Source organism: Bacteroides caecigallinarum (assembly GCF_021530995.1).
GTDB lineage: Bacteria > Bacteroidota > Bacteroidia > Bacteroidales > Bacteroidaceae > Phocaeicola > Phocaeicola faecigallinarum.
Genome location: NZ_JADYTF010000001.1, coordinates 111,181 through 117,949, shown reverse-complemented (window position 1 = coordinate 117,949; position 6,769 = coordinate 111,181). Strand labels below are relative to the sequence as shown.

General features: G+C 40.8%; 8 protein-coding genes and 4 tRNA genes. 8 read left to right on the top strand and 4 right to left on the bottom strand.

The annotated features are described in order from the left end of the window. The first annotated feature begins 249 nt into the window (after window positions 1-249). Both I6E24_RS00495 and trpS read left to right on the top strand, forming a co-directional pair. Complete coding sequence (locus I6E24_RS00495; protein WP_235325361.1) at window positions 250-888, top strand: lipoprotein signal peptidase; 639 nt, start codon at window positions 250-252, stop codon at window positions 886-888. Window positions 889-968: 80 nt separating this feature from the next. Then, window positions 969-2,060 (top strand): tryptophan--tRNA ligase, encoded by a 1,092-nt coding sequence (trpS, locus tag I6E24_RS00490; protein ID WP_235325359.1) that lies wholly within the window; start codon window positions 969-971, stop codon window positions 2,058-2,060. 82 nt (window positions 2,061-2,142) lie between these two features. Here trpS and I6E24_RS00485 read toward each other — a convergent pair whose 3' ends face one another. After that, entirely contained in the window at window positions 2,143-3,111 is a 969-nt protein-coding gene (locus I6E24_RS00485) for a calcium/sodium antiporter (protein WP_204401683.1), read from the bottom strand. A gap of 458 nt (window positions 3,112-3,569) precedes the next feature. Between I6E24_RS00485 and I6E24_RS00480 the strand changes: the two genes are divergently transcribed. From I6E24_RS00480 to I6E24_RS00455, 6 genes are all read left to right on the top strand, one after another. Then, window positions 3,570-3,644: transfer RNA gene (locus I6E24_RS00480), tRNA-Val, on the top strand. A 33-nt stretch (window positions 3,645-3,677) separates the two neighbouring features. Beyond that, window positions 3,678-3,752 (top strand) — tRNA-Val (locus tag I6E24_RS00475). A gap of 35 nt (window positions 3,753-3,787) precedes the next feature. After that, window positions 3,788-3,862 (top strand) — tRNA-Val (locus I6E24_RS00470). 36 nt (window positions 3,863-3,898) lie between these two features. After that, a tRNA-Val gene (locus tag I6E24_RS00465) sits at window positions 3,899-3,973 on the top strand. A 157-nt stretch (window positions 3,974-4,130) separates the two neighbouring features. Next, window positions 4,131-4,559 (top strand): HI0074 family nucleotidyltransferase substrate-binding subunit, encoded by a 429-nt coding sequence (locus I6E24_RS00460; RefSeq protein WP_235325367.1) that lies wholly within the window; start codon window positions 4,131-4,133, stop codon window positions 4,557-4,559. Window positions 4,560-4,586: 27 nt separating this feature from the next. Then, entirely contained in the window at window positions 4,587-4,892 is a 306-nt protein-coding gene (locus I6E24_RS00455) for a nucleotidyltransferase domain-containing protein (RefSeq protein ID WP_204390334.1), read from the top strand. Between the two features lie 40 nt (window positions 4,893-4,932). Here I6E24_RS00455 and cysK read toward each other — a convergent pair whose 3' ends face one another. The 3 genes from cysK to I6E24_RS00440 all read right to left on the bottom strand — a co-directional run bounded on the left by cysK (window position 4,933) and on the right by I6E24_RS00440 (window position 6,747). Next, window positions 4,933-5,865 carry a cysteine synthase A gene (gene cysK / locus I6E24_RS00450; RefSeq protein WP_204401685.1) on the bottom strand — a complete coding sequence of 311 codons (933 nt, stop codon included), beginning with the start codon at window positions 5,863-5,865 and terminating at the stop codon, window positions 4,933-4,935. Window positions 5,866-5,947: 82 nt separating this feature from the next. Next, window positions 5,948-6,283: a DUF4491 family protein gene (locus I6E24_RS00445; protein WP_204401687.1), complete on the bottom strand. Its 336-nt coding sequence runs from the start codon at window positions 6,281-6,283 to the stop codon at window positions 5,948-5,950. Beyond that, the gene (locus I6E24_RS00440) at window positions 6,283-6,747 is read right to left on the bottom strand and encodes an Lrp/AsnC family transcriptional regulator (protein WP_204401689.1); all 465 of its coding nucleotides are present in this window, start codon (window positions 6,745-6,747) and stop codon (window positions 6,283-6,285) included. Before I6E24_RS00440 ends, I6E24_RS00445 begins: the two co-directional genes overlap by 1 nt. Window positions 6,748-6,769 lie beyond the last annotated feature (22 nt).

The following is a 6,769-nucleotide window of genomic DNA, read 5'->3' as shown; positions in this document are numbered from 1 at the left end:
GCGGAACTGAACAAAGTACAATATCAAATTAATGATAGACCGCGTAAAAAACTAGGGTTTTCAACCCCCAAAATCGAGTTTTATAAAAGTATTTGCTAATTTTGCACTTGCCACTTGACTCTACATAATGATAAATATAATAGATTTTTTCATTCGAATAATTATCTTTGCAAACAGTTACGGACTTACTGTAATTCACACTTCAATGAAGAATAAATAACGGACAATTTAATAATCAGATCTTTGTATATGAACAATAAATCAAAATCCATATTGGCAATAGCCGTTATACTGACTACTATAATTCTTGACCAACTCATTAAGATAATAATAAAAACAAACTTCCATTATGGCGAAAGTGTTCATGTAACAGACTGGTTTTATCTGACCTTCATAGAGAATAATGGTATGGCATTCGGTATGCAGGTTATGCCTAAGGCTGTACAGACAATTATGCGACTGGTTTTTTCAGGATTTATATTATGGTATATAACGAAACTTGTTAAAGCGAAATACAAGAACGGTTATATAACCTGTATCTCCCTGATTTTTGCCGGAGCCATAGGAAATGTAATCGACAGTATATTCTACGGAGCAATTTTCAGTGAAAGTACTTATTCCAGTGTCGCTACTTTCGTTCCTGCCGGAGAAGGTTATGCGGATTGGCTTTACGGCAGGGTAGTGGATATGTTTTATTTCCCGTTATTCGAATTTGACTGGCCTTCGTGGATGCCTGTTGTAGGTGGGAATCACTTTATCTTCTTTGCTCCTGTATTTAATCTTGCAGATGCGGCAATAAGTTGTGGCACTATAGCATTGCTGATTTTCTATTCAAAAACTTTCGGTGAGAGTTTTTCGTTATTCGGTAAGAATAATACATCCAAGTAATTAAAGTTTAAATGTTTAGTGCAAAATACTTCTTTATTTTGTATTTTTGCGGCAAATCGGAATTATAAATAAGTTAATATATGGCAAAAGAAAAAATTATACTGACCGGCGACCGTCCAACCGGTAAGCTTCATATAGGTCATTATGTGGGTTCTTTGCGTCGTCGTGTAGAACTCCAGAACTCTGGAAAATTTGATAAGATATTCGTTTTTGAAGCCGATGGACAGGCTCTGACAGACAATATAGACAATCCTGAAAAGGTTCGTCAGAATGTTATCGAAGTGGCTCTTGACTACCTTGCGGTAGGTCTTGATCCGAACAAATCTACTATTTTCATTCAGTCACAGATTCCGGAACTTTGCGAGTTGAGTTTCTATTTCATGGACCTCGTTACTGTTTCACGTCTTCAGCGTAACCCTACAGTGAAGACTGAAATCCAGATGCGTAACTTCGAAACAAGTATCCCTGTAGGTTTCTTTACATACCCTATCAGCCAGGCTGCCGATATAGCTGCGTTCAAGGCTACTACAGTGCCTGTGGGTGAAGACCAGGAACCTATGATAGAACAGACTCGTGAAATCGTCCGCCGTTTCAACCATATTTACGGCGAGACACTGGTAGAACCTGAAATCCTTCTTCCTGACAATGCAGCATGTCTTCGTCTTCCTGGAACAGACGGAAAGGCTAAGATGAGTAAATCGCTTGGAAACTGTATCTATCTGTCAGATTCTGCCGATGAAGTGGAAAAGAAGGTAAAGAGCATGTACACCGACCCTACACACATCAAGGTGAGCGACCCGGGGAAACTGGAAGGCAACTGTGTGTTTACATATCTTGACGCATTCTGCCGTCCTGAACACTTCGGACGTTACTTGCCTGACTATCCGAATCTTGACGAATTGAAAGCTCACTACACACGTGGCGGTCTTGGTGACATGAAGGTGAAGAAGTTCCTTGCAGCCATCATGCAGGAAGAACTCGGACCTATCCGTGAACGCCGCAGCGAGTTCGAGAAAGATATCCCTGCTGTTTACGAAATGTTGAAGAAAGGTTGCGAAGTGGCACGCGAAACAGCTGCACAGACCATGGATGAGGTTCGCAAGGCAATGAAAATCAATTATTTTGATGACGTAGAACTGATTGCTGAACAGGCTAAGCGTTTTGCTGAATAATTTTTTTGAACTAATATATAAAGAAAAACGTCCGGATGATAATTGTGTTTATCTCTCCGGACGTTTTCTTTATATATGTCTGTTATGCCTGTTGCTGCATAATAAGATATGTTGTGTAAGCTATATAACAAATCACAAGTAAGGCACCCTCGATTCTTGTAATAGTACGTTTTTTGAAGAACCAGCCTACCAGCCAGAACAGTACGGACGACAATACAAGTACCAGAATATCAACATTGTTGATATTTCCCATAGGTAGTGGCGATACAGAAGCACTGCATCCCAGTACGAAGAACAGATTGAACAGGTTGCTTCCTATCACGTTTCCTATAGCTATTCCAGGATTCTTTTTCAGAGCGGCTGTCACCGAAGTGGCAAGCTCAGGCAGTGATGTACCTCCGGCTACGAGTGTCAGACCTATAATAGAGTCGCTCACTCCAAGCGATGAGGCTATACCGCTGGCACCTTCCACAAACCATTGTCCTCCGAAAATAAGTCCTGCCAGTCCGCCAAGGATATAGACTGAAGAACGCCATACAGGCATTTCTGCTATTTTCTGTTCTTCAGATTCTCCCTCCTGATTGCGGGCTATGGAGAATGTGTAGCGCATGAATATAAGGAAGAAAGCCAACAGTACAAGTCCGTCGGCACGGCCTATCACATTGCTGCTTCCACCGTCAAGCCAGATATCATTGGCCATAAAGGCAAGTACAAACGAAGAAAGAATAACCAGAGGTATCTCCTTGCTCATTGTGCCTTGTCCCACCTGTATCGGGAGTACCATAGCCGTACAGCCTATAATCATAAGTATGTTGAAGATATTGCTACCCACCACATTACCTATCGCCATTTCCGCGCTACCCTGTATTGAAGACAGGAGGCTTATTACCAACTCAGGTGCTGATGTACCGAATGCTACGATAGTAAGACCGATTACGAGGTCGGATATTTTAAATCGTTTAGCCACCGATGCGGCTCCGTCTGTCAGTGCGTTGGCCCCAACCAATATCAATGCCAGACCTGCAACCAATATAAAGATATTCCAAATCATAACTTTTAGTTTATTGTTTTTTCCGGTTGCAAAGATATAGTTTAATATTATATTCCCTCAGCCAACCACATTTTTATTGCAGTAACTTTCTCGCGGCTTATCTGTATTGAACCTTCAAACTCGGGGGATGCGCTGACTGTATGATAAGATTTTAACTTTCTGAAATGTCTTTTTGACTTACTGAAATGAATGAGGTGTTTCAGTTTTCAGAAATACAAAACTGGTCTGTCTCCACACGCTCGTGTCAAGATCTCCACACGTTCGTGCGGAGTTCTCCTCACGTTCGTGTCGAGTACTCCACACGGCCGTGTGGAGATAAACATGTAAGGTCTTTCTGCATGATGATTACGTACGAAAAAGAATAAAAACAGGTTTTTTTGAGAAAAAAAACGGGAAATGTATTGTCGGTTAAAAAAAAAGTAATACCTTTGCATCGCAATTGACAAAGAGACCTTTTCGGGCGTTTAGCTCAGCTGGTTCAGAGCATCTGCCTTACAAGCAGAGGGTCGGCGGTTCGAATCCGTCAACGCCCACTCCGATTAAATCTCTTTATCAATTTGTTTTAGGGGCGTTTAGCTCAGCTGGTTCAGAGCATCTGCCTTACAAGCAGAGGGTCGGCGGTTCGAATCCGTCAACGCCCACTCCTAAAAAATAATTGATCAAATTTCCCCCTTTCGGGCGTTTAGCTCAGCTGGTTCAGAGCATCTGCCTTACAAGCAGAGGGTCGGCGGTTCGAATCCGTCAACGCCCACTTCAAAGAAATAATTTGATCAAATATTCTCCTTTCGGGCGTTTAGCTCAGCTGGTTCAGAGCATCTGCCTTACAAGCAGAGGGTCGGCGGTTCGAATCCGTCAACGCCCACTTTAGAAGATATTCTTTCTTTAATCTAGTTTATTCTCAGAAAGTTAATTTCATTCATTTATATTTCTTTAGTATAGTATTTTGACGATTTATAATAAATCGTTATCTTTGTGTTACTCGTATTTCATTTTATAAATATATGACTATTGATATAAATATGGAACAGGATATACGTTGGCTGCAAAGATATGATAGCTATCATCGTGCGAATAAGCGTATTCTGGATTTAACAGAATCTGAAAAGAGGGCGGATGATTTGTCTGAACTGGAAATGGAAGGGTTGATACAGCGTTTTGAGTATACTTTCGAACTTGCCTGGAAGACTCTTCAGGATTTGATGAGGTATAAGGGCTACGAGTTTGTACAAGGTCCGAATGGTACACTTCAGATGGCGTTTGAGGATGGTATGATTTCAAACCATGATGGTTGGCGCAGAATGGCTAAGGCACGGATAACCACTTCGCATACTTATAATGAGGGAGATGCCATTGAGATTGTACGCAAGATATATGATGAATATTCTCGTCTGCTGAAACAGTTGGATGATAAACTCGAACAGGAGAAACTCCGCTTGGGGTTGGCTTAACTGATAAACTAAATTGATAAATACATTATGTACGGCTTGAGTGATACGGTTGTAGCGGATATATGCAGTGTCTTTCAGCGTTTTCCGAATATTGAAGAGGTGCTTATTTTTGGTTCCAGAGCCAAAGGCTCTTATTCGGAAGGGTCTGATATTGATTTGGCGGCTATAGGACATGATCTCACATTTAATCAACTGATGGATATAAATATTCAGATAGAGGATTTGGGATTGCTTTATAAGGTTGATGTGGTTGATTATAATAAGAATGTGGATACTCCTATAGGTGAGCATATAAACCGTGTGGGAAAGATTTTTTATAAGAAAGAGAGTTGATAGTATATAAGAAAAGCCTCGCATTTGCGAGGCTTTTTTGTTATCTGTCGAAAAGTTCTGTAGAGAGATATCTCTCACCTGTATCAGGTAGCAATACTACAATGTTCTTTCCTTTGTATCTGCTTTCCTGAGATAGTTTCATTGCTGCGTATGCAGCCGCTCCGGATGATATTCCGCAAAGTATTCCTTCTTTATTTGCAAGCTCGCGTGCTGTTGTCATCGCATCATCGTTTGCTACACGATATACTTTGTCAATAATCTTTGTGTCAAGTGTGTCAGGAATAAATCCTGCCCCAATACCTTGTAGCTTGTGTGGTCCGGGTTTGTCTCCTGATATAACGGCTGATGAGTCAGGTTCTACGGCTACCAGTTCTATCGCCGGATTTTTTTCTTTCAGCTTACAGCCTGTTCCGCTTATTGTTCCTCCTGTGCCAACTCCGGCCACGAATACGTCTATTTTGCCTTCAGTGTCTCTCCATATTTCTTCGGCTGTAGTATTATAGTGTGCCTCAGGATTTGCAGGATTGCAGAATTGCTGCAATATTACTGAGCCGGATATTTCCGAATTCAGTTCCTGCGCTTTTTCTATTGCTCCGCTCATTCCTTTGCTCCCTGTTGTCAGTACAAGTTCAGCACCGTATGCTTTCAGCAGGAGCTGACGTTCGCGACTCATGGTCTCCGGCATTGTCAGTATCAGCTTGTATCCTTTGAGTCCGGCAATCCATGCCAACCCTACACCTGTGTTTCCGCTTGTAGGTTCTATTATTGTTGCTCCTGGTTTGAGTATGCCTTTTTTCTCGGCATCGTTTATCATGTTGAGTGCAATCCTGTCTTTTGCGCTTCCTCCGGGATTGAACATTTCAAGCTTGGCTATAACTGTTGCTACCGAATTATGAGCTGTCTCTATATTGTTGAGTCTAAGCATCGGAGTGTTTCCTATTAGTTCTGTCAGATTGTTCTTTATGTTTTGCATGATTTTTCGGTTTTTATTGGATAAAAAAAGAGTTCATGTGTTTCAGCAAAGAAATTCATGAACTCTTTTATCTCATAAATGTTTATCTTTTATTATCGGAGTATTTCCTGTATTCATCCTTCCTTTTAGGATTCATGGGGAACCATCCTTTAATGACTCTTTCCCTTTGTTCGAAAAGTTCCTTTATCGTCCAAAAAGATGAGAAAGAAAATACACCAAGAAGTGTGGAAACAAGGATGTTGTCGGTTATAACAGAACCTGCTATACCTAATATTCCAAGAAGTAGAAAAATCCACCAGCACTTTGTACCCCAATAATATTCCGCTTTTACCACTATGGGATGGAAAAGTCCTATTATAAGGAATGTACACAGGCCGATTATAATGCCTCCTGCGTTAAGTTCGGTTATGATTTCCATTATTTATCCAAATGAATGGGGATTTCTTTCTTGATACTTTGTTCCAAAGAAATCAGTGTCTCTGTGGCGGTAACACCGGGAATTTCCTGAATGCGTGAGTTCAAGAGGTCCATAAGATGTTCGTTATCTGTTGAATACAGCTTTGTAAGCATAGTGTAAGGGCCTGTTGTAAAGTGACATTCTACAATTTCAGGTATCTTCTTTAACTCTGCTACTACGCTTTTATACATAGAACCTTTTTCAAGCTTTATACCTACGTATGTGCAAGTCATGTATCCAAGGCTCTTAGGATTTACATTATAGCCTGAACCGATGATTACACCAAGGTCTATCAAACGCTGTACACGCTGGTGAATTGCTGCACGTGATACTCCGCATTCTGCTGCTACGTCTTTGAAAGGAATACGTGCATTCTGAGAGATAATTTCCAGAATCTGTTTGTCTAATTTATCAATCTTTTCCATAATCGTGTGTATTGTTATATCA